Origin of the sequence: Neorhizobium sp. S3-V5DH (genome assembly GCF_004343065.1) — a bacterium.
Classification (GTDB): domain Bacteria; phylum Pseudomonadota; class Alphaproteobacteria; order Rhizobiales; family Rhizobiaceae; genus Neorhizobium; species Neorhizobium huautlense.
Genome location: NZ_SMCL01000001.1, coordinates 326,722 through 351,929 on the forward strand (window position 1 = coordinate 326,722; position 25,208 = coordinate 351,929).

24 protein-coding genes are annotated in these 25,208 nt (G+C 59.5%); 16 read left to right on the top strand and 8 right to left on the bottom strand.

Annotated elements, in window-relative coordinates:
* Positions 1 to 5: 5 nt before the first annotated feature.
* Complete coding sequence (bcsA, locus tag EDE09_RS01635; RefSeq protein WP_105370619.1) at positions 6 to 2,180, bottom strand: UDP-forming cellulose synthase catalytic subunit; 2,175 nt, start codon at positions 2,178 to 2,180, stop codon at positions 6 to 8.
* Positions 2,181 to 2,238: 58 nt separating this feature from the next.
* Entirely contained in the window at positions 2,239 to 3,249 is a 1,011-nt protein-coding gene (gene bcsN / locus EDE09_RS01640; RefSeq protein ID WP_165924091.1) for a cellulose biosynthesis protein BcsN, read from the bottom strand.
* A gap of 268 nt (positions 3,250 to 3,517) precedes the next feature.
* Here bcsN and EDE09_RS01645 point away from each other — a divergent pair, with 268 nt between their 5' ends.
* From EDE09_RS01645 to EDE09_RS01710, 14 genes are all read left to right on the top strand, one after another.
* Positions 3,518 to 5,764 (top strand): cellulose synthase, encoded by a 2,247-nt coding sequence (locus tag EDE09_RS01645; protein WP_112797276.1) that lies wholly within the window; start codon positions 3,518 to 3,520, stop codon positions 5,762 to 5,764.
* A gap of 370 nt (positions 5,765 to 6,134) precedes the next feature.
* Positions 6,135 to 7,754, top strand: a complete 1,620-nt coding sequence (locus EDE09_RS01650; RefSeq protein ID WP_112797509.1) for a globin-coupled sensor protein — start codon at positions 6,135 to 6,137, stop codon at positions 7,752 to 7,754.
* The gene (locus tag EDE09_RS01655) at positions 7,754 to 8,047 is read left to right on the top strand and encodes an STAS domain-containing protein (RefSeq protein ID WP_105370622.1); all 294 of its coding nucleotides are present in this window, start codon (positions 7,754 to 7,756) and stop codon (positions 8,045 to 8,047) included. The genes EDE09_RS01650 and EDE09_RS01655 overlap by 1 nt, the downstream gene beginning before the upstream one ends.
* Before the next feature lie 2 nt (positions 8,048 to 8,049).
* Positions 8,050 to 8,415, top strand: coding sequence for a chemotaxis response regulator CheY1 (gene cheY1, locus EDE09_RS01660; protein WP_105370623.1), 366 nt, complete (start codon positions 8,050 to 8,052; stop codon positions 8,413 to 8,415).
* A 16-nt stretch (positions 8,416 to 8,431) separates the two neighbouring features.
* Complete coding sequence (locus EDE09_RS01665; protein WP_132408551.1) at positions 8,432 to 10,717, top strand: chemotaxis protein CheA; 2,286 nt, start codon at positions 8,432 to 8,434, stop codon at positions 10,715 to 10,717.
* A gap of 5 nt (positions 10,718 to 10,722) precedes the next feature.
* Positions 10,723 to 11,190, top strand: a complete 468-nt coding sequence (locus EDE09_RS01670; protein ID WP_105370625.1) for a chemotaxis protein CheW — start codon at positions 10,723 to 10,725, stop codon at positions 11,188 to 11,190.
* On the top strand, positions 11,187 to 12,095 hold the full coding sequence (gene cheR / locus EDE09_RS01675) for a protein-glutamate O-methyltransferase CheR (protein WP_105370626.1): 909 nt from the start codon (positions 11,187 to 11,189) through the stop codon (positions 12,093 to 12,095). The genes EDE09_RS01670 and cheR overlap by 4 nt, the downstream gene beginning before the upstream one ends.
* Positions 12,092 to 13,132: a protein-glutamate O-methylesterase CheB gene (cheB, locus tag EDE09_RS01680; protein WP_105370627.1), complete on the top strand. Its 1,041-nt coding sequence runs from the start codon at positions 12,092 to 12,094 to the stop codon at positions 13,130 to 13,132. Before cheR ends, cheB begins: the two co-directional genes overlap by 4 nt.
* Complete coding sequence (locus EDE09_RS01685; protein ID WP_105370628.1) at positions 13,132 to 13,521, top strand: response regulator; 390 nt, start codon at positions 13,132 to 13,134, stop codon at positions 13,519 to 13,521. Before cheB ends, EDE09_RS01685 begins: the two co-directional genes overlap by 1 nt.
* Complete coding sequence (gene cheD / locus EDE09_RS01690; RefSeq protein WP_105370629.1) at positions 13,518 to 14,075, top strand: chemoreceptor glutamine deamidase CheD; 558 nt, start codon at positions 13,518 to 13,520, stop codon at positions 14,073 to 14,075. The genes EDE09_RS01685 and cheD overlap by 4 nt, the downstream gene beginning before the upstream one ends.
* Positions 14,076 to 14,089: 14 nt before the next feature.
* The gene (locus EDE09_RS01695; protein ID WP_105370630.1) at positions 14,090 to 14,479 is read left to right on the top strand and encodes a hypothetical protein; all 390 of its coding nucleotides are present in this window, start codon (positions 14,090 to 14,092) and stop codon (positions 14,477 to 14,479) included.
* A 150-nt stretch (positions 14,480 to 14,629) separates the two neighbouring features.
* The gene (gene fliF, locus EDE09_RS01700; RefSeq protein ID WP_105370631.1) at positions 14,630 to 16,303 is read left to right on the top strand and encodes a flagellar basal-body MS-ring/collar protein FliF; all 1,674 of its coding nucleotides are present in this window, start codon (positions 14,630 to 14,632) and stop codon (positions 16,301 to 16,303) included.
* A 401-nt stretch (positions 16,304 to 16,704) separates the two neighbouring features.
* Positions 16,705 to 17,421 carry a helix-turn-helix transcriptional regulator gene (locus tag EDE09_RS01705; protein WP_245505063.1) on the top strand — a complete coding sequence of 239 codons (717 nt, stop codon included), beginning with the start codon at positions 16,705 to 16,707 and terminating at the stop codon, positions 17,419 to 17,421.
* A gap of 13 nt (positions 17,422 to 17,434) precedes the next feature.
* Positions 17,435 to 18,181, top strand: a complete 747-nt coding sequence (locus tag EDE09_RS01710; RefSeq protein WP_105370633.1) for a LuxR C-terminal-related transcriptional regulator — start codon at positions 17,435 to 17,437, stop codon at positions 18,179 to 18,181.
* A 34-nt stretch (positions 18,182 to 18,215) separates the two neighbouring features.
* Here the strand turns inward: EDE09_RS01710 and EDE09_RS01715 are convergent, their stop codons facing one another.
* The 6 genes from EDE09_RS01715 to motA all read right to left on the bottom strand — a co-directional run bounded on the left by EDE09_RS01715 (position 18,216) and on the right by motA (position 23,503).
* Positions 18,216 to 18,647 carry a hypothetical protein gene (locus EDE09_RS01715; protein WP_105370634.1) on the bottom strand — a complete coding sequence of 144 codons (432 nt, stop codon included), beginning with the start codon at positions 18,645 to 18,647 and terminating at the stop codon, positions 18,216 to 18,218.
* A 5-nt stretch (positions 18,648 to 18,652) separates the two neighbouring features.
* The gene (gene flhB / locus EDE09_RS01720) at positions 18,653 to 19,732 is read right to left on the bottom strand and encodes a flagellar biosynthesis protein FlhB (protein ID WP_132408555.1); all 1,080 of its coding nucleotides are present in this window, start codon (positions 19,730 to 19,732) and stop codon (positions 18,653 to 18,655) included.
* Between the two features lie 198 nt (positions 19,733 to 19,930).
* On the bottom strand, positions 19,931 to 20,983 hold the full coding sequence (gene fliG, locus EDE09_RS01725; RefSeq protein ID WP_105370636.1) for a flagellar motor switch protein FliG: 1,053 nt from the start codon (positions 20,981 to 20,983) through the stop codon (positions 19,931 to 19,933).
* Between the two features lie 28 nt (positions 20,984 to 21,011).
* Complete coding sequence (fliN, locus tag EDE09_RS01730) at positions 21,012 to 21,614, bottom strand: flagellar motor switch protein FliN (RefSeq protein ID WP_105370637.1); 603 nt, start codon at positions 21,612 to 21,614, stop codon at positions 21,012 to 21,014.
* A 66-nt stretch (positions 21,615 to 21,680) separates the two neighbouring features.
* Positions 21,681 to 22,634, bottom strand: coding sequence for a FliM/FliN family flagellar motor switch protein (locus tag EDE09_RS01735; protein ID WP_105370733.1), 954 nt, complete (start codon positions 22,632 to 22,634; stop codon positions 21,681 to 21,683).
* Complete coding sequence (motA, locus tag EDE09_RS01740; RefSeq protein ID WP_105370638.1) at positions 22,634 to 23,503, bottom strand: flagellar motor stator protein MotA; 870 nt, start codon at positions 23,501 to 23,503, stop codon at positions 22,634 to 22,636. The genes EDE09_RS01735 and motA overlap by 1 nt, the downstream gene beginning before the upstream one ends.
* A gap of 176 nt (positions 23,504 to 23,679) precedes the next feature.
* Between motA and EDE09_RS01745 the strand changes: the two genes are divergently transcribed.
* The gene (locus tag EDE09_RS01745; RefSeq protein WP_165924092.1) at positions 23,680 to 24,456 is read left to right on the top strand and encodes a DUF1217 domain-containing protein; all 777 of its coding nucleotides are present in this window, start codon (positions 23,680 to 23,682) and stop codon (positions 24,454 to 24,456) included.
* Position 24,457: 1 nt separating this feature from the next.
* A complete protein-coding gene (flgF, locus tag EDE09_RS01750; protein ID WP_132408557.1) occupies positions 24,458 to 25,195 on the top strand; it encodes a flagellar basal-body rod protein FlgF in 738 nt (245 codons plus the stop codon).
* Positions 25,196 to 25,208: the final 13 nt, after the last annotated feature.

Here is a 25,208-nt window from a genome sequence, read left to right on the forward strand (position 1 = left end):
CTCTCCTACTTTCGCACGCTTGCAGCCGTATCGTGGGCGGTGTTGCGGAATAGGTAGGAAAGACCGCGCACTGTCTGGTAGGCCGCAAGACCCAGGAACCAGAGAGAGCCCCAGATCAATCCCGGATTGCGCCGGCGCGATATCTGAAACTGCGTCCATTGCGTCGAATTGGCGAAGATCAGGTCTGCGATAAGGCGGTGATCCGCGGGCTTTTGCGGCATGTAGCGGCAACCGGCCGAGGTAACGTCACCAGCCGTGCTGAAATGGCGGATTTCGATCGGCAGTTCGCTGACCGGCATGTCGCTGTAGGGCTGGAAACGCAGTTTGGCTGCCTTGCCGACTGCCAGGTCCTTGAAGCCCTCGGCATAGATCTGAAGGGCCGCGCCATGAGCGGAAACGTCCTCGATGGTGGCGGCAAACCAGCGGCCGTCGACGCCCAGTTCACAGCGCCGGCTCACCTTGACCCGCCGCGAAGCCTGGCGTTCGCCGCGCTCGGACACCACACCGAGCGCACAGCCGGCGAAAATGATGTTCAGCACGTTCCAGCCGCCGACCACCAACGTCACATCGGCTTTGTAGGGTTCGGTATAGATGCGATAGACGCTGATGCCGAAGGCGACGAGCAAGACGAAGAAGATGACGAAGAAGGGGCGGCTGATCTCCGACAGGCGGCTGGCGGACACCGATTCATCCTTGGCGGTGACCTTGAAGGTGGGCTTTCGCGGATTGAGTATGACCGACACGACAGCCGGCAGAAGATGCACGGTCTGCACATATTCATAGAGCTCGGAAATCCAGGGCCAGCGAAACGATCCGTAGAGATAGTTCTGCATCATCAGGTTTACGACGATATAGGCAAGCGAATAGACCATGAACTCGCTGCCTGAAGAGGTGAATATCTGAAGGTCGAAAAAGAGATAGAAGAGCGGCGCGAAGAGGAAGACGGTCCGCGGGAAGGGAAATAGCCAGAAAAGCGTGGAGGACATGTAGCAAAGGCGCTGCGGGATGGAGAGCCCACGCTTCAGAGGCGGAAAGCGGAAACGCAGGATCTGCATCATGCCTTGCGCCCAACGGCTGCGCTGGCCGATAAAGCTCGCGAAAGTGGCCGGCTGCAAGCCGGCGATCAGCGGCCGATCGACATAGATGCTGTGCCAGCCGAGACCGTGCAGGTCGAGCGCCGTTTCGCAGTCTTCGGTGATGCTGACGCCGCTGAATCCCTTGGAAACTTCGAGCGCCTTCCGGCTTAGAACGGCTGCCGAGCCACAGAAGAACGCGGCGTTCCATTTGTCGAGCCCACGCTGGATGACGCCGTAGAACATCTCGTTCTCGCTCGGCATTTTTTCGAACGTGCGTAGATTGCGCTCGATCGGATCGGGGTTCAGAAAAAAGTGCGGCGTCTGGACGAGGAAGAGCTTCGGATCCTCGTCGAAATAGCCGACGGTTTCGAGCAGGAAATCGCGAGCGGGCGCATGGTCGGCATCGAAGACGGCTATGAGCGCTCCCGTCGAATGTTGGAGGCCGTTGTTGAGATTGCCTGCCTTTGCGTGCTCGTTGCGCTCGCGGGTCAGGTAGCGGACTCCGAGCTCTTCGCAAAGCTGTTGCAGCACGCGATGGCGTGTCTCTGCGGCATGGGCTTCGGCAATCTTGCCGGACGTGCGTTTTTGCACGGTGCCGCCATCGTCAAGCAGCCAGACCGTGAACTTCTCCGGCGGATAATCCATATTACGGGCCGCGGCAAGCGTATTGGCGAGCAGTTCTTCGTCCTCGTTATAGGTCGGTACGAAGACATCGACGGTGGGCAACTCTCGGCCCTTCCGTTCATAGGGCGGGCGAGGGGGCAGCGGCATCGAGACGACGAAGAGGCTGAGACCCAACATCAGCACGCTGTACATCTCAGCAAGATAGACGAGCAGGCCGGGGATGAAATTCTCGAGCTGGTTGACAGGCGGCAGAGTGCTCGTCGTGCGCCAATAGACATAACGGAAGACCATCGCCGTACCGAAGGCAAGCGCAACGAGGCGCCACTGGCCCTCGGCTTTCAGCGCCCGGATCACCATCATCACTCCGACCACCAGCAGGCTGGTAATGAGCTGCGTGCGCGTATTGATCGGCAGGGTTACCAGGACGATGATCAGCGCACTTGCAAGCGCCCAGACGACAGCAGACAGGATCATCCGCATGGGTGGCTATCTCCAGCGGTCGGAAAAAACGGTCGGCAGTCGGTGTGTCGCGTGCGGTTTATCGGCATGCATTGGCGGCTCCGCTCGTCATGTCGGTGCAGGAAGGCGGTGGTATGGTTACCTCCCGCGCTCCCATCGCAGCGGAAGGCGAAGGCACAAGCGGCGCCGGGATGGCGTTTGATACGGCCGGCGTGGAAACACTGTTCGGTCGACTTCCTGCAGATGCAGGACCTGGCACCGATACTGCCGAAGCCGACACGACGGAACCTGTTTTCCGAGTCACAGACTGAGCTTGTGGCAGGGTGACGGGTGCGGAGCTCGTATATGTGGTCGTCCTCGGCTGTATGATCGGAACGATCGGCTCGGAGCTTGCCGGTCGCGGATAGATCGGCGCGCCGACGCCGCCGAGAGAGGACGGGACGGATCTTGGCTCGCCATAGGGGTTCCACCCGCCGGCATCTACGGAGCCGACAATCGTATAGTTGTACATCACCGCGAGAAGCTGTTCCTCAGTTCCGCCCGCCTGGCAAAGCCTGAGGCGGATCTGGATCGAACCGTAATTCGCAAGCGGTGAGATAGTTCCCGACGGCGAGCGGATCTGTTGCCAGGCGTACATGCAAAGGTCGCTGCGGGCGCCTCGTCCGAAGGCGTAGCCGAAGGGACCGTAGTTGTTCTGGACAAAGAACGAGGACCGCGCCATGCGGATGCCCGGCAGTGCGCGGCGCATCTCGGATGCGATGCCGGCCTCCGTGACCGGCGTGGAAGTCAGCTTGTTGTCGCTGAGCTTGAAGGGGCTGGTTGTGCCGAAGAACTGCGCCTTGATTGAATTCTGGCCCGGCGTGAGGGCGGAAGTGGCAAGGAAAACGTCCTGTTCCACGGCATTGTCAAAGCGCCTTTCGACGACGCTCACGATCGCCGGCCCGCCGGGAGGGGGTAGCGCCATGGCCTGTTCGCTGGAAAGATTTCGCGCAAACGTACCGGTCTGCACCGGCTGCCCCGCGCAGCCGACAGCAACGAGCGGCAGCAGGAAGCTCAGAATCGCCGCTCTCAGAGAGCCGAGGCCGGTCATTTTCTGTTTCCCATTCATTGCTTTTCCGTCATGCCGAGCAATATCGCAAATGGCAGACGTACATCGTCCGCTGAGTCGTTCCAGGAGGTCGATACGCAAACTCATCCCTGCGCATCAGCCTTCAAAGAGCCGACTCAGGCATTTGATGAGCTAAATCTAAATTGTTCGTTAACCATATCCGTTCATTCCTTTGGAATTATTGGCGCAGGGAGCCGAAGTTCGTCCGCATGAGGCGCTGACGGAGATTGTGGACGATCGCGGAGTGGCTATGCGGTTTTCGCTCATTGCATTGACGATCCTGGGCGCTGTGGCCGTGGGAGCCCTTGGCCTCAATCGTCCTGCGGTGGTCGATCCGGACACTTTGACGAGTTCGGTGACGCCGAATCCGGTGCAGGACGAAACGGGACCGCCGCCGGCCACGACCTTCGCTGCCAAGACGGAGCGAATCGTTGCCCAACTCATTCAGCCGAAGCGCCCAGGTGAAGTGCGGCCGGATTCGTCTCCGGTCGTTGTCGCTCAGGCTCCGGCCAATCCCCTACCGCCTGCTTCGCGTTCCGAGCCGGATCCCTCTGCAGATACTCGACCTGTAGAGAACCGGCCGGAGGTCGACGAAAGCGCACTCAGATATTTTGCTGCGCGCGGAGACAACGCTCGTCTGCAGGCCGAAATCTCCCGGTTGAGAGCGCTCTATCCGGACTGGACCCCGCCTGCCGATCCTCTGGCCGCGCGGGTTACGACCGACCGTCAGCTTGAGAACATGTGGCAGCTCTATGCCCAATCCCGTTATGCGGACGTGCGTAAGGCAATTTCCGACCGCCAGGCTGCGGAACCCGAGTGGCAGCCGCCGGTGGATTTGTTGGACCGCCTGAAACTCGCCGAGGCGCGTGCTGCTCTCGTTGTGGCATCGGATGCCAAAAGCTTCGATGCGGTGATCCGGACCGCGGCTGAAAACTCAAGCCTGCTGACCTGCAGCGAGGTTGACGTTCTCTGGCGTGTGGCCGAAGCCTTTGCCAAGACGGAGAAAGACGGCAGGGCGCGCGACGCCTATCTCTATATTCTCGAAAACTGCGACAATGCCTCCGAACGTTATGCGACCGCTCAGAAGGCGAGCGAGTTGCTGCCGGCCGATATGCTGGAGGAGGTGCTTGCAAAAGAGCGTGTCTCATCGGATGGCAAGCCGGAATTCGAGCCGTTACGCGATGATATCGCCCGCCGCCTTGTCGCCCAGGGCAATGACGATCCGAAGCTGGTCGTCCCGGAAAAATACCTTACCCGCCTTGAACGTCAGGCCGAAACCGCCGACCTGGCATCCGATGCATTGCTGCTCGGCTGGTATTTCTACCGGCGCGATAACCTGGGCGGGGCCGAACGCTGGTTCCGCAGGGCCTTTGCCAAAGAGGAAACGGCATCCGCCGCTGAAGGTCTGGCACTGACGTTGATCGCGCAGAATTCGCCCGTCGAGGCGGAATCGGTGCTCTATCGCTGGCGCGAGTCCTCACCCGGGGCCAAGGATGCCTATCTGGCGGCGGTTGCCAATCTGCTGGCTCTCGATCCTCCTCCGGTATTGCAGCAGGAGGTCCTGCAGCGCATGGCGCCGGTGGTCATCACCTCCCGCAATCCTGCTGCCGCCCAGCAGTTCGGCTGGTATGCCCGCGCGATGCGGCAGCTCGAAACGGCCGCCGAGTGGTTTCACGCGGCTCTCTCCTGGAAGCCGGACGACGAACCCTCGGCTTATGGCCTGGCGTTGACGCGCAATGATCTTGGGGACAAGCCCGGCACTGCGCAGATCCAGCGGGATTGGGCCGGCCGATCGGAGCGCATCGCAAGACTGGGTGAGGTCGCGGAAACCGACGGATCGGAACAGCAAGCGCCGGTCCGGCGATCCGCTCCAGAGCAATCTCAAGTTTCGCGCGAAAGCACTTCCCGAACGACGCGGGTAGAGACCCGTGAGACGCGTGCCGACATGCCTGCAACGCGAAGGGTCGCTCGCGTTCAGGGCACGGCGGTTAGGGGGCAATGCTGGACAACTCAGGATCCGCGCCGCATGTCGCCGGAAGCAGCGCTTGCGAGGGGCTGGTGTCTCATGGACATCAATAGGCCCCTGGAGGCAGCAAAAGCTTTCGACGCGGCCGATGCGAGTTCGTCGGAGACGGTGCGCTCCGACGCTGCCTATGGCAAGAGTCTGGCATATCTGCGGGTAGGCCTGACCGACCAGGCCTCTGTCGCTGCCGCCACCGCACCACAGGCGAACGAACGAGCGGTTGAGCTTCAGACTGCCATTCTGGCGGACCGGGCGCTCAACGCCTTCAAGCTCGGACGCTACCGCGAGGCTCTGCTTGTACTCGATCAGCGGGCGCAGATTGCCCCCGAACAGACGGATCTGATGGCGCTGCGAGCATATGCGCATATGAATCTCGGCAGGCTTGGCGATGCCCGCCGTATTTTCCAGGCGTTGGCAGATATGGGCAACAAGGCGGGTCTCCGCGGGCTGGCCGATATCGAGGCCATGAACTGATAAAAGAGCTTTTGCGGTGCATTCCGCGAGAGATGCGCGTCATGCGGGTATTGTGTCTCTTATTGAGCTAAAACTGGTGCTCTCCTGCCCCTATTAACCTTCAGGCAAGGAATTAACCATACAAATTGGAAACCACGGCGAAATGGGATGACTGCGGTCTCTCACCAGGCATGAAGCCGCAAAGCCGTACCGGTGACAATCCGGTATCCGCTCATGAAAATCCAGGAAAGCCTGCGGTGGCCGCGTTGCCCATGCCCGGCGGATATTGATCCGTACCGGCAAGCATCTCCGATTCATCTCTGGCGCCTGGCCGACAGGAGCCGCATGCCGCCAATCCTCCGGGTTGGCTTTGACGAATTTGGGGATGGTTTTGGTGCAGGAAACGCCATCGGATCAGGCGCGACGGAACCAGGCGGGCAGCCTGGGCGAGAGACTGGCATTTGCCGGCCTCGACGGCGAACTGCGCGATCTGCTGCGCCGTTGCCGCCCGCAGATGGAGCGCCACCTCAAGACCGGTCTGCGCGACCTGTTTCATCGATTCCAATCCTTTCCCGAAGCCGCCCGGAATTTCGACAGCGAACAGCAGATCGAGCGGCTCCATGATCTTCAGGCATCCCACTGGGGTGTCCTGACGGACGCTCGCTTCGATGCGCTGTACGCCGAACGGGTAAAGGTCCTTTCCGACACGGAAAGCCGCATGGGTCTGGACCCGCGCTGGCATGTCGCCGGTCACGGGGTCATGCTGGAGCACCTCATTGCAGGCGCGATCGCCGACCTGGCTCCAAAATCGCTGCTGCCCGGCGGGCGCAAGCGCGAACAGGAGCTTCTCGATCTTGTCGGTGCCATCACCCGCCTCGTCATGGTGGATGTCGAGATCGCTGTCTCGCTCCGTTTCAACGAGTTGCGTCAGAAGCATCAGCGGGCCCTTGCCGAACAGCGGGAGGCCGATCACGCGCAGGCGATCGAGACCTTCTCCGAAGTGATCAGGGCGCTTGCCGACCGCGACCTCACGGCCTGCCTTCCCGCCGACGTCCCGGAAGCCTATCGCGAGCTGGCCGATCTCTTGAATCAGGCGATCGCCGGCCTCCGCAACTCGGTAGAAGAATCGGACCACTACGGGCAGAAAGCGGGTGCCATCGCGCAATCGCTGTCCGAAGGCGTACAGTCCTTTGCCGCGGCTTCCGAACAGCAGGCGGTGCGTCTTAAGGATGCGACGCGGGCGCTGACCGACATAGCGGTCAAGGTCAAGGGGAGTGCTGCGGAAACGGTTGCCGCCGAAAAGGCCGCGGCCGAGACGCGCCGTTCGGTCGAGGCAAGCGGTGAGGTCGTCGGCCGCGCCATCACCGCCATGGCAGATATCGAAAGCTCCGCCGAAAAGATCGGCCAGATTATCGGGGTAATCGACGACATTGCGTTCCAGACTAATCTGCTTGCTCTGAATGCCGGCATCGAGGCGGCGCGGGCCGGCGACAGCGGTCGCGGCTTTGCTGTCGTCGCGCAGGAAGTGCGCGCTCTTGCGCAGCGCTCCGCAGAGGCCGCCCGCGAAATCAAGACGCTCGTCAACGGCACGAAGTCGCAGGTCGATGCAGGTGTCGAAATGGTTCATCGCACGCAGGATGCGATCGGCGGCATCGTGCGCCAGGTCTCGGCGATCAACGACGTGATTGCCGGGATCGCGCGGGAAACGGGTGATCAGGCCCAGGGCCTCGACCGTCTGACCGCCGAAGTCGGATCGGTGAGCGAGAGCGTCGCCGCAAACGGCAATCTAGCATTTCAGGCAGGCGAAGGGGCGGATGATCTGCACACCGTGATCCTGGAACTCGGCCGCACGGTCCGGGAGTTTCGGATCGAACGGCAGAACCGCTATGCGGAGACACGTCGGCCTGCAGCCCCACGCAATCCACCGGCGCTCGTCGCGATCGCCGGGGCGCCGGACGAAGGCCCGGGCGAGCGAGAACATCTCCTTCAAAAACGACAAGGATTAAGCTGATGGCAGCAAAGAAGGCTGGACCGGAGAATTTGAAGCTGGCCGCGGTGCTGGACCTCAACGAGGCATCGGTTCTGCACGGCAAGCTGATCTCCATGCGCGGCAGCGACATTGTGCTCGACGCCTCGGACGTCGATCGGGTCGGCGTGCAATGTGCGCAGGTCCTGGTCGCAGGCGCTCGTGCCTGGGAAAAAGACAAGAAGTCCTTCGTCGTGGAAAAGGCTTCGGACGCATTTGAGAAGACGATGCAGCTGATCGGCATCAATATCGATAATTTGGTTGCTAAGGAGATCTAGCAATGAAGAAAAAAGTACTCACGGTGGACGATTCACGGACCATCCGGAACATGCTTCTGGTGACCCTGAACAATGCAGGCTTTGAAACCATCCAGGCCGAAGACGGTGTCGAAGGCCTCGAAGTCCTGGAAGATGCCAACCCGGACGTCATCGTCACCGATATCAATATGCCGCGCCTCGACGGTTTCGGCTTTATCGAAGGCGTTCGTCGCAACGAAAAATATCGCGCCGTGCCGATCCTCGTCCTGACAACCGAAAGCGACGCGGAAAAGAAGAACCGCGCCCGGCAGGCCGGCGCGACGGGTTGGATCGTCAAGCCCTTCGATCCAGCCAAACTGATTGATGCGATCGAGCGTGTAACTGCCTGAGCCAGGAATTCCTCCGATGGATATGAACGAAATCAAAGAGATCTTCTTTCAGGAATGCGAAGAGCAGCTCGCTGAACTGGAGTCGGGTCTTCTCAAGCTGAACGACGGGGATCGTGACCCCGAGACGGTGAATGCCGTTTTCCGTGCCGTTCATTCCATCAAGGGCGGAGCGGGTGCCTTCGGTCTCGATGACCTAGTCGCTTTTGCCCATGTTTTCGAGACGACCCTCGACTGCGTCCGTTCAGGCAAGCTGGAACCCGGCCAGGACGTGCTGAAGGTCATGCTTAAGTCTGCCGACGTGCTCGCCGATCTGGTCAGCGCGTCCCGTGATGGCGGCAGTGTGGACGAATCCAGGACGCGCGGCCTCGTCAAGGAGCTGGAAGCCCTGGCGCATGGCGAGATGCCGTCAAATGCGGCTCATGACGCGCCGAAACCGGCCCCGGCTGCTGCCGCTGCGCCGAAGGTGGAAACGCCGAAGCCTACCGACGACAGCGGCTTTCAGCCGATCCCCTTCACATTCGAGGGTTTCGGTGAGGAAGAGGAGCCGGTAATTGAAGGCTCAACTTACGAAGTCCTCTTCAAGCCACGCCGCGAGCTCTATTCCAAGGGCAATGAAGCAGCGCTCCTGCTGCGCGATCTCTCCCGTGTCGGCGAGATGAGCATTGCCTGCGACACGGACGCCTTGCCGGACCTCGACAAGATGGACCCGGAAGAGTCCTATTTCAGCTGGAAGATTTCCGTAAAAACCACCAAGAGCGAAGACGATATCCGCATCGTTTTTGAATTTGCCGAATGGGATTGCGATCTCGAGGTGAAATTCGCCGACGGGGCTTCATCGGATGAAGACCAGCCGATGAAGCCGGTGCCCTTCGATCTCTCGATCCTTGACGATGACACCTCCGGCGAGGATGGGGACAAGCAGTCCGAACAGAGCTCCGATCAGACCGTTGCCGAAGCCGTATCGGCCGCCGAAACCGCGGCCAGCGTTACGAAGGCCGCCGGTGCTGCCGCTCGCGCTGCGGAACGGAAGGAATCGGCTGCCGCCGCCGCCGCAGCAGCGGCGCAGAACAATGCGGCTGCCGCAGCCGCTTCAGCCGGCCAGACGATCCGCGTCGATCTCGATCGCGTCGACCGCCTCATTAACCTCGTCGGCGAGCTTGTCATCAACCAGGCCATGCTCTCTCAGAGCGTTATCGAAAACGATGCGACCGGCACGTCGGCCGTCAACATGGGCCTCGAAGAGCTGCAGCAGCTTACCCGCGAGATCCAGGACTCGGTCATGGCGATCCGCGCACAGCCGGTAAAGCCGGTCTTCCAGCGCATGTCGCGTATCGTCCGCGAAGTGGCCGACATGGTCGGCAAGCAGATCCGCCTGGTCACCGAGGGTGAAAACACCGAAGTCGACAAGACGGTCATCGATAAGCTTGCCGAGCCGCTGACCCACATGATCCGCAATGCCGTCGACCACGGCATCGAATCGCCTGAAAAACGCGAAGCTGCCGGCAAGAACCCGGAAGGCACGATCAAGCTCACCGCGAAGCATCGTTCCGGCCGCATCCTGATCGAGCTTGCCGACGACGGCGCTGGCATCAACCGCGAGCGCGTCCGCCAGAAGGCGATCGACAACGATATCATCGCCGCCGACGCCAACCTCACGGACGACGAAATCGACAACCTGATCTTCATGGCCGGCTTCTCGACTGCCGACAAGATCTCCGACATTTCCGGCCGCGGCGTCGGCATGGATGTCGTCAAACGGTCGATCCAGGCGCTCGGTGGTCGTATCTCGATCTCGTCGCGCCCGGGGTACGGCTCGACCTTCACGATGAGCCTGCCGCTGACGCTCGCCGTTCTCGACGGCATGGTGGTGACAGTTGCCGGCCAGACGCTCGTCGTTCCGCTGACGGCGATCGTCGAAACCCTGCAGCCCGAAGCCTCCGCCATCCACTCGTTCGGCGCCAACCAACGGCTGATCTCGATCCGCAATTCCTTCTGCCCGCTGGTCGATGTGGGCCGCGTCCTCAATTATCGCGCCACCCAGGCCAATCCGGTCGAAGGTGTCGCGCTACTGGTGGAATCGGAAGGTGGCGGCCAGCGTGCTTTGATGGTCGACGCCATTCAGGGCCAGCGTCAGGTTGTCATCAAGTCGCTCGAAGCGAACTATACCCATGTTCCAGGTATTGCCGCCGCCACCATCCTCGGTGATGGCCGCGTCGCCCTGATCCTTGACGTCGATGCGGTCGTTTCGGCCTCGCGCGGCCAGTCACTGAAGCCTGAAATGTCACTTGCAGCCACGGGTTAATTGGTATGTCGTACGCCGTGAAAAACCTTGTCCAGGGAAGCCGGGAGCTGATCGCCTTCCGTATCGGTGATCAGGAATTCTGCGTGAACATCATGTCCGTCCGGGAAATCCGGGGTTGGACGCCAGCCACGCCGATGCCGCATGCGCCGGCTTATGTTTTGGGCGTCATCAACCTGCGCGGCGCGGTTCTGCCGATCGTCGATCTGTCGGCTCGTCTCGGGATGCAGGAAGCAGAGCCAACGGCGCGCCACGTGATCATCGTGGCGCAGGTCAAGAGCCGCGTCGTCGGCCTGCTTGTTGAGGCAGTTTCCGATATCCTTACGATCACCGAGGAGAATATCCAGCCGGTTCCGGAAATTTCGTCCGATCTGGAGAAACAATATGCCCGGGGAATTCTTGCCATCGACAAGCGGATGATCTGCATGATCGAGCTGGATGCCCTTTTCCCGGAAAAGGAAAGCGAAGCTGCATGAAGCCTTTGGGGGCCATTGAAAGCCGACAGTCACCGGACGAGGTGCTGGCCAGTGGAGAATATCCACTGACGCGCCGCGACCTGTCCGACATTGCGGCGATGATCTATTCGGATGCAGGTATCTATCTCAACGATTCCAAGGCGTCGCTCGTCTACTCTCGTTTGTCCAAGCACATACGTGCATTGGGATTGCGCGGGTTCAGGGACTATTGTGAGCTTGTAGCATCGCCGGAAGGTGCGGCGGCGCGCCGCGAGATGCTTTCGCATCTGACGACCAACTTCACGCGCTTCTTCCGCGAGAACCATCATTTCGAGCACCTGCGTGACGAAGTCCTGCCGGGGCTTATCAACCGGGCCAAGACCGGCGGTCGTGTGCGCATCTGGTCGGCAGCCTGTTCCGACGGTCAGGAGCCCTATTCCATCGCGCTGACGGTATTGTCGCTTTTGCCGAACGCCGTGGACTACGATTTCCGGATTCTTGCGACCGATATCGACCCCAAGATCCTGGCTGCCGCCCGAGCCGGCATCTACGACGAAAACGCCACGGAAACCATGACGCCGGCCATGCGCAAGCAGTGGTTTCGCGAGGTTGACGCAGGCGGCAGACGCAAGCTGCAGATCGACGACAAGGTCAAGAAGCTTATCACCTTCAACGAATTGAACCTGATGGCGCAGTGGCCTTTCAAGGGAAGTTTCGACGTCATCTTCTGCCGCAACGTCGTCATTTATTTCGATGAGCCGACGCAGATGAAGATCTGGTCGCGCTTCGCTTCGCAGCTCTGCGATGGCGGTCACCTTTATATCGGTCACTCCGAACGGGTTTCCGGCGAGGCGAAAAACCTGTTCGATAACATTGGCATCACCACCTATCGGTATGTCGGCAAGAACGCAGGGAGGAAAGCATGAGCGCTCCGGCTCGCGTTCTCGTCGTTGACGACTCGCCCACCATGCGCGGTTTGATCACCGCGGTTCTCAATTCCGATCCCGAGGTCAATGTCGTTGGCCAGGCCGGTGATGCACTGGAAGCGCGTGCGGCGATCAAACAGCTCAATCCGGACGTCGTGACCCTGGATATCGAGATGCCCAATATGAACGGGCTGGAATTCCTCGAGAAGATCATGCGATTGCGGCCGATGCCGGTGATCATGGTTTCTGCCATGACGCATCAGGGTGCCAACGCAACGCTTGCCGCGCTGGAGATCGGCGCATTCGACTGTGTCGGCAAGCCGAGCCCTGGAGATTCCCGTCCTTTCATGGATCTCGCCGAAAAGGTGAAGGCCGCTGCCCGGTCCGGTCATCGCCGGAGCGCAGCCGCGCCGTCCCCGGCGGTGACCCCGGCGACCGAATATCGGGTCGGACGAAAGGTTGTGGCGATCGGTTCGTCAACTGGTGGTGTAGAGGCGCTCATTACGGTCCTACAAAAGTTCCCGCAGAACTGCCCGCCGACCGTTATTACTCAACATATGCCTTCGACGTTTACCAAAAGTTTTGCTGAACGTCTTAATCGTATCTGTGCTCCTGTGGTGCAGGAAGCGACCGATGGCGCGCGGCTGGAGATCGGCAAGATCTATCTCGCGCCCGGTGGTGACCGGCACCTGCAGGTAGCCAATCCGTCGGCGCCATGTTGTCGACTGGTCGAAAGAGATCCGGTGAATGGCCACAGGCCTTCCGTGGATGTCCTCTTCGACTCGGTTGCCGATCTGGCAGGCCGCAATGCGGTCGGGGTTATCCTGACAGGCATGGGACGCGACGGAGCTGCCGGTCTGCTGAAGATGCGCAATGCGGGCGCGCGCACGGTCGGACAGAACGAAAAGACCTGTGTGGTCTACGGCATGCCGAGGGTCGCCCATGAAATCGGGGCCGTCGAGCAACAGCTGCCGTTAGGCTCCATAGGAGAAGAAGTGTTGAAGTTAACAGCCGCCCGAAAAGAAGGTACCGAATAATGTCTCTCGCTGAAAAAATTAAAGTTCTGATCGTTGACGATCAGGTGACCAGCCGCCTGCTGCTCAGCGACGCCCTGACACAGCTCGGCTTCAAGCAGATCACTGCGGCCGGTGACGGTGAGCAGGGTATGAAGATCATGGCCGAGCAGCCGCACCATCTCGTGATTTCGGACTTCAACATGCCGAAGATGGATGGCATCGGCTTCCTGCAAGCCGTCCGCAGCAATCCGAACACGAAAAAAGCAGCCTTTATCATTTTGACCGCTCAAGGCGATCGCGCACTGGTGCAGAGGGCAGCCCAACTCGGGGCAAACAACGTCCTCGCCAAACCGTTCACGATCGAGAAGATGAAGGCCGCCATCGAGGCCGTGTTTGGAGCATTGAAATGAACGATGCCATTGCGGCCAAGCGTGTCCATATCATTCAGGGGGAGTACAAGGTCGTAAACGATCCGAATGTCGTACTTTCGACGATATTGGGCTCATGCGTGGCTGCATGTCTTCGTGATCCTGTCGCCGGCGTCGGCGGCATGAACCATTTCCTGCTTCCCGGTTCGGGTGGCGCCATGGCATCGGGCGGCGATGCCACTCGGTATGGCGTGCATCTGATGGAGCTCCTGATCAACGGTCTCCTCAAGCAGGGGGCGCGACGCGACCGGCTGGAAGCAAAAATATTCGGTGGCGCAAAGACGATAGCGAGCTTTTCGAACGTCGGCGAACAGAATGCAGCATTCGCGATGCAGTTTCTCAAGGATGAAGGGATTCCGGTTGTTGGCTCTTCCACCGGAGGGGAGCACGGGCGCAAGTTGGAATACTGGCCCATCAGCGGGCGGGCACGTCAGTATCCGCTGACCGGCGCCGAGGCTCAACGGACCGTGGCACTTGAGATGCGCCCGGCTCGTGCGGCGCCGAAGCCCGTCGAAAGTTCGATCGAATTCTTTTAGGCACGAGGAACAATATGACCGACAACGCGAAGCCGCCAGGCGCTCCCTTGGAGGAGGCGCTACCCGAGATTTTGATGCGGCTGGTGTCGGAGCTTCACGACGTCGCCTATCTGATCGAACGCATCGAGCCCCAGCTGCTGGAACTTGGAGGCATGGCCATCCTGGAATCTCCCGACAGCATCAAAGTATTGCAGGGCATCGATCTGGCCGTGCAGAAGACGCGCGGTATTGCCGAATTTATCGATACGATTACCGGCACCATTCCGGAAAGCTGGACCGTCGATGTCTCGACCGCGATCAGCCTCGTCAAGCTGGCCGACATGCAGAAGGCTCTGGCGAACGGTATGCGCCACGGCCATTCCCAGCCCCTGAGCAAGGCCGCAGGCGACTTCGACTTCTTCTAACGGCCTGTTTCGGCCCCTCACACCGAAGCGGTTCACCCTTCCGCCTGCAATTTTCATTCCCATCGCCTGCGAAACGCTCGCACAAGCTTCGCCTCCTAGGGTCGGCTTGAGCGAAAGCTCTATTTCCTTGTTTGGCGGTGTGGGAACAGAATGAATCTGTTGGCTCAATTTTCACAAGTCTTTAAAAATCTGGCCAATCTGGGCCAGACGCGACTTATTGCTCTGGGTGCCGTCGGCGTTGTCTCGATTGCAATCGTCCTTGCCGCGGCCATCTTTGTAAACAAGCCCTCCTATGAGTCCCTCTACGTCAATCTGGACACTGCCGACCTGAACCAGGTCACCATGGCGCTGGCTGAAGCGAACATGGACTTCGAAGTCGGCGGCGATGGATCGAGCATTCAGGTTCCGGTGGGTACCACAAGCAAGGCTCGCCTTCTGCTTGCCGAACGGGGGCTTCCCAACAGCACGAATGCCGGTTACGAGCTTTTCGACAATGTCGGCTCCCTCGGCCTGACCTCCTTCATGCAGGAAGTAACGCGGGTCCGGGCACTCGAGGGCGAAATCGGCCGGTCGATCCAGCAAATCAGCGGCGTCTCCGCCGCGCGTGTTCATATCGTGATGCCGGATGTCGGCAATTTCCGCAGGGGCGAGCAAAAGCCGTCCGCGTCGGTGATGATCCGCGCCAGTACGACGGCCGGCCGCAAGGCCGCATCGTCCATTCGTCACCTCGTGGCATCGGCCGTTCCCGGCCTTGATGTCGACGATGTCACAATCCTCGATTCGACCGGCCAGCTGCTTGCTTCCGGCGACGATTTCGGCGGCAGCGAGATGAACAAATCGCTGAGCATCATTCAAAATGTTCAGCAGGAAATCGAAAATAATATCGACAAGGCGCTCGCGCCGTTCCTCGGAATGGACAACTTCCGTTCAAGCGTAACGGCTTCTCTCAATACGGACAGCCAACAGGTCCAGGAGACAGTCTTCGATCCGAATTCGCGCGTCGAGCGTTCGGTGCGCACCACCAAGGAAGTTTCGAAGTCTCAGCAGACCCAGAACGATAACGCAACTACCGTCGAACAGAACGTTCCTCAGGCGGCGCCGGAGCCAGGTGGCGCCAACGGTCCGCAATCTTCCGACCAGTCCGACAAGAAGGAAGAGCAGACCAACTACGAGATCAACCAGAAGACTACGGCCACGACGCGCAACAGCTATCAGATCGAAAAGGTCTCGGTTGCGGTGGTGGTCAACAAGGGCCGGATCGCCAAGATGGTCGGCGAGCCGGTCGACCAGGCGAAGATCGATGCCTATCTTGCCGAAATGCAGAAGATCGTCTCGTCGGCCGCTGGTATCAGTTCCAACCGCGGCGACGTGGTCACGTTGACTGCGATGGACTTCCTCGAGAACCAGCTGCTCGAAGAGGCCGCAGACGGTCCCGGCCTGATGGATGTGCTGACCCGCAACATCGGCGGCATCATCAACTCGCTGGCCTTCGTGGGAGTTGCCTTCCTGGTGGTCTGGCTCGGCCTCCGCCCGCTCATCCGCACCGTCAGCGGCAACGGAGTTGCAGGCGAGGCGGCCACCGAAGGGGCAGGTCTCGAACTGCCGGACTTCTCTCCGGTCGGAGGCGGTCCCGCACTTATGGATGGCTTCGGTTCGGACTTCGGGTTCGACAGCGCGGGCGATATGCTTGGCGGCGACGAGGGCGACGGGTTCAACCGACGTGTCAAGGAAGGCCCGGAAAAACGCCTTGCCCGCATGGTGGAAATCTCCGAAGAGCGTGCCGCGAAAATTCTCCGCAAATGGGCCCTCGAGAAGGCAGCGTGATACCCCATCACGAAAATATGATCACCAAGGGCCGGACTTGTCCGGCCCTTTCTTTTTCAGCCTTGCCACAGACTTGGCTCATTCCTCTGATGCACGAATCAGTTGGACCGGGTTGGAGTTGGGGAAATCCATGCGGGTCCCAATGGTAATTCGCCGGGCCTCTCCTACAATGGCCTGATTCGCGCAGAGTTTCCGAGGCCGGGGAGGTGGCCAGCAATGAAGTCCTTGTCCGGCTGAAAACAAAGGGTTGCGGAAAGTAACTTTTGACGTTTTGCCGAAAATCGAGGATCGTTTTGTCAAGGTAACGGTTGTGCGTCAGTGACAATACCGCTTGCGCGCGTTCATGAGGAATGCGTCGTGTGGTTGGGAGCAAGTAGCTGATGGAGTTGTCGGGAATAGACATGGCGATGGAGGGACGGCCCTATGTGGAATCCGTCGGGTCCAGGGTCCTGTCGCGCGAACAACTGGTTCGTCGCCTTTCGGTGTTGGCTGGTTCCAACAATGTCCAGGCAGTGATGCGGCTTCTTGCTGACTACGTTGGCGCTTCCCACTTTCTTCTTGCCCGATATGACCTGATCCAGGAGCAGGGCCTCGATTTCATCGTGACTTCCAACTGGCCTTTCGATCTTGTCCGTCGCCTGGGGTCGGAACTTGCCAGCGGCTACGCTCGCTCCACCGAGCTGGAGAAGTGTCTTTCGCTCCTGACGCCCAGTTTCTCGCTCCTGCCGGATGACGTGATGCCGCCCGATGATATTAGCCGGCAATATTGCTCGCTGACCTTCTGCGTGGGCAGGACGCGTTTTTCATTGATGCTTCTCTTTCTGGAGGGGATCATCCTTTCACAAGAACGGCTGAAGGAGGTGGGACTGCTGGCGGCCTATGGCGCCAGTTTCGCCGAAAACGCCGACGCCCGGACAGAGCGCGACTTCGAGCTGACCGAACGCGAGCTTGAATGTCTTTTCTGGATTGCCGAGGGCAAGACCAGCGATGAAATTGCGGTGATCCTCGGCATATCGCGCAACACCATCAACAACTACATCACAAGCGTGATGCGCAAGACGGCAACGAAAACCCGCTCCGAAGCGATTGCCTATGCGGTGCGGAACAACCTGGTATAGGGATCGAATTTCGATGAGTTATACGCGCAGCGGCATGGCGGACGGACCTGGAAGCATCCAGTATCTGCGCCTTCAGCGCGCCTCAAGCCGATCGGATATCTTTCCAAAGCTCGTTGCCATGCAGAAGAACCTGAAGGCGCGCAACTTCGCGGTTTTCCGCATTGCCGGTGCGGGTTTGCCAAACAAGCGGAAGCTCGTCTCCGAACTCGACAACTGGGGCGTCGGTACGACCGAAGGCAGCAGCCAGTTCATCGACGGCTATGGCGATGTCCTGCTCGAACACATAGAAGTATCGCTCCTTCCTCTGATTTGGGACGGCTCCGAGAATGCCAGTTTTTCCGACGCGGGGGATTTTTCGCCCCTGACCCGCCGATTGGAACCCTCTGTCGTTCCTTTTTCAGGGATCGCATTTCCGGTACGGCTGGGGGCGCTCGGAAACGGCTACGTCGCCTTTGTCTCCACGTCCATCGACGTCTCGAGCGACATGGTCATCGACCAGCACGTCAGAAGCTGCCAAGTGATGATGGATCTGCTGGCGCTGGATGAGCGGCGAAGCGTACCGGCCGAATCGCTGAGCGAGCGGGAAATTGCCTGCCTGCAATTGGCCGGAGACGGGCGGATCAGCGAAGAGATTGCTGAAAACCTAGGCCTCTCCGTCCACACGGTAAATGCCTATCTGGGTTCTGCCACGATCAAGCTCGATTCGGTCAATCGCATCCAGGCGATCGCCAAAGCGATCCGGCTCGGTTACATTCACTGATGGCGGGACGAACATGGGAACGCTCGCTCGGCGATCACTGTGACGTGCTCATTCTCACGAACTTCGCTTCCTGCAGGCTTCTCGCCAAGAACGCGGTATTATCGTCCGGGTCGTCCGAGGGCTCCTGGAAGGAAATGTGATCGATTTCAAGGCCGGCCTTCTGGTCGGCAATCGTCAGACGCGCGTAGACGGACACGCCGCGCGGCTTGATTTCGAGGTCAAGGACGACCTCGGGCTGGCCGCTCCATTCCAGTTTATAGTCGCCTCCAGCGCCGAAACTCACCGTTCCCGGATGGAAATACAGCTCGGCTGCGGACGAGACGAGATCGGCGAGGCTGCTGTAGCACTCCAACCGGAGAAGCGAGATAAGGTCACCAGCGTCGAGAAGACGCAGCTCGGTGGCCACCGGGCTGATTGCTTGAGCGACGATTTCTTCCCGTTCGGTGGAATAGGTGCATTTTTTCATAGCGCTCAGCGTGTCCGTTTCTTGAGCGACCGGGACGCGTAGACCCGGTGCACGAGTTCTGCCACCGCCTTGTAGAAGGCAGGTGGGATAACACTATCCACCGAGACTTGCGCAAACATGGAGCGAGCCAGAGGCGGATCTTCGAAAACGGGGATGCCGTTCGACTCCGCGATTTCGCGAATCTTGAGCGCAATCAGGTCCTGGCCCTTGGCCACCACCACCGGAGCATCGCTTTCCTCGCGCACATAACGCAGCGCAACGGCATAATGGGTCGGGTTGGCGATCACCAATGTGGCGCGCGGCACATTGTTGATCATGCGCCGGCGGGCCCGGTCGCGCGCAACCGATCTCTGACGCGACTTGACGATCGGGTCACCCTGAGCCTGCTTGTATTCGTCCTTGACCTCCTGCTTGGTCATCTTGAGCTGCTGGTACCAGTGATAGCGTGTCCAGATCACGTCGACCGCAGCCAGCACGCCCGTGGAAAGCATGACGACGATCACCATCTTGCTAACGATCGAGCTCAGCTTGACGAAAATCACCTGGGGATCGGAGAACATCGCGTCGAGCGAGGCGAAATATTCTCCCCGGAGGGTGAAATACATGATGAGCGAGACGATCAGGATCTTGAAGATCGATTTGCCGAACTCCACAAATCCCGGAACGCTGTAGATACGGGTGAAACCCTTCACCGGCGAGATACGAGACATCTGCGGCCGTACCCTCTCGAGCACCATCGACGGCATATTCTGGGCGAAGGAAGAGGCCAGCCCGAAGATGATGAAGAGCAGCATGGCCGGCACCAGGAAGGCCGCCACAGCCCAGCCGAGATGGGCGCTCAGCGAGACGACGTCGGGAGAGTTTTCAAGGCGCCACTGATCCGGTTGCTCGAAGAGGTCCTTCAGCGTTTCGCCGATCCTCGCGACACTCGAAGGAAGAAAAAAGACAAGAAAGACATAGAAGGCGAGGATCGACGCAAACAGCGGCACCTCGCGCGAGACGGGCAGATTGCCTTTCTCGGCCGCCTCCGTCATTCGCTTGGCGGTCGGGTTTTCTGTTTTACTGTCTTTATCTTCGTCCGACACGGTTCAGGACCAATCGACCAATTGCGGGGACGCGGCTCAAACGAATCGTCCGCCGCCACCGACTATCTTAATCGATCGCCAGCTAGCCGCGAATCGAGTCAACAAAAAGACTGTGGGCGAGCGGGGTCGGATTGCATACGTACAAACGAAAACGGAGCGGTCGCCCGCTCCGGTCTCTTCCTCGTGCACTGCTCGTGATCAGGCCGCTTCCGCAGGCTTCTCGTCGTCCTTCTTCTCTTCCTTGAGAAGGATTTGTCCGGAATTGGCGAGCCGGATCGCTTCCTGCGCCACCGCGCGGCGGGCGATTGCCACTTCCCGAGGGTTGAGGCTGGCGGGCTGAACCTGAAGATCGCTTTCGATCATGCGGCGTTGGCGAGGACTGATGGCCGAGAGCACGCATTCCTTGATCTCGTTGCTCGCACCGCGAAGCGCCATGGTCAGGATGTCCGATGCGACGTCGTTCAAAAGCAGGACACGGCTGCGCTGCGGCATGTACAGCAGGTCTTCGAAGAGGAAGATCTTCGGGCGGACCTTGTTGACCGATTCCTTGCTGATCGTTTCGAGCGAGTTGAGCAGCGTGTCGACCTGGCTCTTCTCGAGTTCGTTCATAAGTTCGGCGACCTTGTTGGAGCCGTTGGAGTTGCGCTCTGCGTCGACGGCGGCAATCAGTTCGACCACGCGGTTCTCGATGATCTGCGCTGCCTTCGGGCTGACTTCCTTCATGTTGACCGCGCGATTCATGACATCGGCGCGGCGGCTGTCGGGAAGCTGCAGTAGTACTTTCGCACCGAAACTCGACGGCATCTGAGAGAGAATGTAAGCGATTGTCTGCGGATGTTCGCGTGACAGGAACTTGCCGATGAATGCCGGCTCGGCATCCTGCAACCGGTCCCAGATGTTGGCTTCGTAACCCTGGAACGCGGCGCGGCGCCCAAGCAGTCCGTCCACTTCTTCCGGGGTCAAGCCGGCTTCGAGAATGCCCTCGATTGCCGCGGCATTGTCCATGAGGCCGGTGCCTTCGGTGAACAGGTCCTCGAATTCGTTCACGAGCTGAAGAAGTTCATCCGGGGGAATCGTCCGCAATGTCTGCGCCGATGCGATGATGTTCTGCAGCTCGCTCTGGGTAAAATACTTGAGAAGTTTGCCGGCGATGCCCTTGCCCATGGCGAGCAGAACCGCCGCAGCCTTTTCGGCCTGGGACAACGGTTTTGTAGAGAGCGCGCTACCGCCGAAATCCTCAAAGTCCATCATGGTCTTCCCTCTCTGTCCCGAACAGGGATCAGGTTCTTCTCGTGCTCAGTACTTCCGTCAGTTTGACACCGAAGCGCGTGTCGTCATTTTCAAGGACGGTGATCTCGCCCTTGCCGATGCGGCGGCCGTTGACCATGATTTCCACCGGTTCGCCAATTCTCTTGTCGAGCGCGATCGTGGCGCCCTCTTCAAGGCTCATCAGGCCGGAAACCTGCATGCGGCTGGTGCCCAGCACGATCTCGACGTCGATCGGGATATCCATGATCAGATCGAGATTTGCGTTCAGGGCGCTGCCCGGCTCTTGATAACCCGTACCCGTACCTGCAGAAGAACTGCCGAAATCGCTGCCGCCGAAACTGCTGTCGCCGCCGAAGGTCGTACCGCCGGCAAAATCAGCACCGCCGCCGAAGCTATCGGTCTGGGCTTCGAAGCCGCCGCCAAAGGCCGGAGCGTCTGCTGAAAAGTCGCTGGTTCCGGACGCGCCAAAATCGGCGTCGAAGCCCGGCACACCGCCATCGGCGTCAGCCTTCAAGACGCCGCGCAGATCGTCGATGGCCTGATCCAGTTCGACTCCATTGTCGAGAGGCATCAGCGCGTCGTCTTCGGTGAGAGGTGTCTTCTTCGTAGCCATGCGGTCATTATTCCTGTTGAAACTTGCGTCAGCCTGCCCTGCCGAAGTGTACAGGCCGGTGCGGGTCTAACCTATCAGATGCCTGAGAATCTCGTCGTCCGTACTGATGTTATCCTTTACGCGGACTGTATAGCGTTCGCCCGATCGCCCAAATTCGCACGAGTACATGTCTTTGCCATTGGCACTGACCTGGACGCGGACATCCCGCTTATCCTGGAAGGCGATCACGTCGCCGGCCGCCAGCCGGGAGATCGTGCCCAGAGTAAGTTTCTGCAGGCGAATACGGGCTTCCAGCGTAACATTCGAGCGGCGCACCTGGTCATTCATGCGGTCGGTCCATTCTGGTTTTGCCTTGGGAGCCTGGTTTTTCGCCTTGGGAGTCGTCACCTTGGTTTTGAGAAAGGCGCGCTGCGGAATGACGAGAGCGAATTCCGAGGTGGTCGAACCGAGTTCGAACGCCATTCGGATTGCTACGCCAAATTCAGGACGGGTAACGTCTTCCGGCTTCGGTCGGTCCTCAGCGTTGTGAGGACGCTCGAGGCTTGCCTCAAAACCGCCCGGCGCGTTGACGCCGGAGCGGAGTACGTTGGCAATCCGTTCGAAGACCATCACGGCGAGATCCAGTTCGATCTCGGACAGCGGACGATCGATCGGCTGGGTAATCGTTTCGGGTGCCGCTCCCAGCATCAACTCCATGAGAGCGATGATGAAGCTGTTGCCGCAGGCAAGCACGAAGTTGGGGGACCAGTTGCGAAGACCGCCGTCGGTCAGCGCGAACCCGTCGCCGAGGTCTGCGACAAGGTCGTTCATCAGGCCGGATGTGCAGCTGACGTAGGACACGCCGATGCGGATGCCGGTTTCGCTGTGAAAGACATCCGGCAGGAACTCCATGTAGAGTTGGGCAAATTCGCTGCTGATCTTTTCGACGGTCCTCTTGTCGCCAAGTCCGCCGGTCAGTTTCGCGAGAAGCGCCAGATCCATTCCCGGCGCGAGGGTTGGGGTCGTTTCACTAGTCGTCATCATGCCGCCTTTTCACCGCCAGGATTCATCATTTCCTGTTCGACCGAATCGATCGAAGGGCGTTCTTTGTTGGAGATTGTCTTGCGTCCGTATTCCAGCGCGACCTGCGGCACGGAACCGTTCATGTAGGCAAGCAGGGTCTGCTTGACGATGATGTAGAGGCGCTGCTGCTTGCCGCGCACGATCTTGATCTGCGAGCAGATGGGATTGCAGACGCAGTACGACAGGAAGATGCCGAGCATGGTGCCGACGAGTGCCGCGCCGATCAGGCCGCCGAGAACCTCGGGGGACTCGTTGATCTTGCTCATCGCCTTGATGACCCCGAGAACGGCCGCGATGATACCGATGGCAGGAAAGGAATCCCCGACCGCGGTAATCGCGTGATAGGGCTTCATCTTGTCCTGGAACATCGTGTCCAGCTCTTCGTCCATCAGCGCCTCGATCTCATGTGAACGGGCATTGCCGATGATGATCAGGCGGACATAGTCGCAGATGAACGCGGTCAGTTCCTTGTTCTTCAGCACCGTCGGGGCGGTCTGGAAGATCGACGATTCGTCTGGATTGTCGATATGCGCTTCGATTTCGTTGCGCGACTTGGTTCGCAGGTCCCGCATCAGAGAATAAAGCACGCCGAGGACGTCGAGATAATTGCGTTCTTTCGGCACTGCATTCTTCAAGGCTTCACCAAGCGCCTTGCCCGAATCCTTCACGACCTTCATCGGGTTGCCCATAATGAACGCGCCGACGCCTGCACCGCCGATGATCATGAGCTCGAAGGGCTGAACGAGAACGTCAACGTGGCCGCCCATGGCCATGAAGCCACCGAGGATACAGCCAACCGAGATGATAAAGCCGATAATAATATTCATCGTGAACCTGTGCCGATCGTTTTCGTTCGGTTTCGGGATACGGTCTCTGGCTTGCGTGAGGCTGGCTCTCGGCGCTTTGAACGAAGGGGAGCCGGACAGCTTCGCGCAAGTCTTTGCGCATAGTTCTCGCCAGGATCGGACCGGATTGCCCGCTCCACAGACTTTGGTGAGCCATCGTGATCACGACCTATACCAGCTATGCCATGATCAGCCGCGACCTGCCGAAATCGCTGGCGCGGGTCGCAGAAAAGCCGGATGTTGCGCGCGAGACGGAATATTACCTTTCCAAGATCGGCAGCATCAAAACCCTCGACGATTTCATGGCCGACAGCCGCGTCTATAACTACGCGCTGAAAGCCCACGGCCTGGAGGATATGGCTTATGCCAAGGCCTTCATCCGCAAGGTCCTGGCTGAAGGTACCGACGCAGATACCGATTTTGCCAACAAGCTCTCCGATAGCCGCTACGCTTCGCTGGTGGAATCTCTGAACTTCGCAGCCCATGGCGCGGCTGCGACATCCTTCGAAAAGGCCCAGAAGGGCGTCGTCGACAAATTTCAGCGTCAGACGCTGGAAGAAGAGGCAGGCGCGGAAAACATGGGCGTGCGTCTTGCGCTCTATTTCGAGCGTATGGCGCCGACCATCAAATCCGGCATGGAAATCCTGGCGGACGATGCTCTCTCGGAAGTAATGCGGACCACTCTGCAGTTGCCCGATGAGATCGTTGGCGCGGACCTCGACCGACAGGCAAAATATATCGAAGAGGTCGTCGATATCGAGGATTTCCAAGATCCGGCCAAGGTCGGCAAATTTCTCGAACGGTTCACCGCCATGTGGGAGCTGGAGAACCCCTCCGAAAGCTACGACCCGGCAAGCCTGTTCACCTCTTCCTCGAGCGGGATTTCCACCGATCTCCTGATCTCGATCAATAATTTGAAACTCGGAGGCAAATGATATGCAGTCCGGACTTTACGTCGGCATTTCTTCGCAAATCGCGCTCGAGCGCCGCTTGAACACGATCGCCGACAACATGGCCAACATGAACACCGTCGGGTTTCGCTCGACGGAGGTCAAATTTGACGAAGTTCTGAGCAAGACCCAGAACGACCTTAACGCAAAGGTGGCCTTCGTTACGCAGGGTAACGACTATCTGTCGACGCGCACAGGAGAGCTGCAGCGCACCGGCAATCCTCTGGACTTTGCGATCAAGGGCGATGCCTGGTTTGCCATCGACACGCCGGCGGGTCAGGTTCTCACCCGGGACGGCCGTCTCACCATGGATGAAGCCGGCCAACTTCGATCCAGCCGGGGTTATCCGGTCCTGGATGCAGGCGGCGCACCGATCCAGCTCAACCGTGACGGTGGACCGCCGACAGTCGGGGCTGACGGCATCATCATGCAGAACAACCAGCCAGTCGCCACTCTCGGTCTTTTCACCGCCGACATTTCCAAGGGCTTCGTTCGCTATGAGAACGAAGGGGTTATTCCGACCGACAATCCGCAGCCCGTTCTGGAAGGCATGCAGAATTCCGTGGTGCAGGGTTACGTCGAACAGTCCAACGTCAACGGCATCAGTGAGATGACCCAGCTTATCCAGGTCAATCGTGCCTTCGAAAGCATTTCGGCTCTGATGCGCGACAGCGAAAACTCGATGAGCTCCGCCATCAAGACGCTCGGCGGATCCAACAGCTAATAGGAAAGACAGC